The sequence below is a fragment of the Variovorax glucosi genome, from assembly GCF_051216695.1.
GTDB lineage: Bacteria > Pseudomonadota > Gammaproteobacteria > Burkholderiales > Burkholderiaceae_C > Variovorax.
In genome coordinates, this window is the sequence record NZ_JBPJZE010000168.1 from 1 (window position 1) to 1,278 (window position 1,278).

General features: G+C 68.5%; 1 protein-coding gene and 1 pseudogene. Both read right to left on the reverse strand.

Annotation, left to right across the window (positions count from 1 at the left end; genetic code table 11):
- Window positions 1–916, reverse strand: a 916-nt coding sequence (gene lpxB, locus ACSFA3_RS23940; protein WP_435507893.1) for a lipid-A-disaccharide synthase, incomplete at its 3' end; no start/stop codon positions are given.
- Window positions 917–926: 10 nt separating this feature from the next.
- A pseudogene (locus tag ACSFA3_RS23945) lies at window positions 927–1,278 on the reverse strand (acyl-ACP--UDP-N-acetylglucosamine O-acyltransferase); the annotation flags it as partial.

The following is a 1,278-nucleotide window of genomic DNA, read 5'->3' on the forward strand; positions in this document are numbered from 1 at the left end:
GCTTACGCTGCATGAAACGCCACGACAGCGCATTCATGTTGTAGGCGATGACCATCGGCCGCTTGAACAGCGCAGCCTCGAGCGTGGCGGTGCCGCTGGCGATCAGCGTGACGTCGCAGGCGGCCAGCGCGGCGTGCGACTGGCCGTCGAGCAGCCTCACGCGCCCAGTCATGCCGCTGGCCTGCAGCATCGCCTCGACCTCGGCACGCAGGCCCGGCAGGATGGGCGCAACGAACTGGAGTTCTGGCCGCACCTTCTGCATCAGTGCGGCTGCAGCGAAGAAGCGCGCAGCCAGGTAGCGAATCTCGGAGCGACGGCTGCCCGGCAGCAAGGCGACGACCTGTGCATCGGGCGTCAGGCCCAGCGCGGCGCGTGCAGCGGCGCGGTCGGGCGTCATCGGGATCACGTTGGCTATCGGGTGGCCAACATAGCTCGCGGCCACGCCGTGCTCTGCCAGCAACGCGGGCTCGAACGGGAAGATGCACAAGACATGGTCGGCCGCAGCCCGGATCTTCTCGACGCGCTCCGGCCGCCAGGCCCAGATCGACGGGCAAACGAAGTGCACCGTCTTCATGCCGTGGCTACGCAGGCCGGCCTCGAGGTCGAGGTTGAAATCGGGCGCATCGACGCCGATGAAGAGCTCAGGGCGCTCCTGCAGCAGCCGGGCCTTGAGCTTGCGGCGGATGCCGGCTATCTCGGCGTAATGCCGCAGCACCTCGATGTAGCCGCGCACCGCGAGCTTTTCCTGCGGCCACCAGCTCTGCAGGCCATGGGCCAGCATGCGCGGACCGACGATGCCAACGGTCTCGCGGCCGGGCCAGAGGGCCTGAAGGCCGTCGCGCAGCAGGCCAGCGAGCAGGTCGCCGGAAGCTTCGCCCGCGACCAGCGCGAAACGCCGCTGCCCGTCCTTCTGCATTGCTGTCACGTCAGCGCGCGATGCCGCGCGTCGAGCTGGCGAGGAAGGCTTCCATCAGCGCGACGTCGCCTGCCGCTTCCGGCATTTCCGTCGCGAGCTCAGCAATCCCGGCGCGCGCCTCTTCGAGCGTCTTGCCCTGGCGGTACAGCAGGCGGTGCATCTGCTTCACTGCCGCGAGCCGCTGGGCGGAAAAATCTCGCCGGCGCAGGCCGACGACGTTGAAGCCGCGCACAGCCAGCGGATTGCCGTCGACCAGCATGAAGGGCGGCACGGCTTGAGACACCGCGCTTGTAAAGCCGACCATGGCGTGCGCGCCGACCGAAACGAACTGGTGGATGCCAGTCAGCCCGCCGACCGTGACC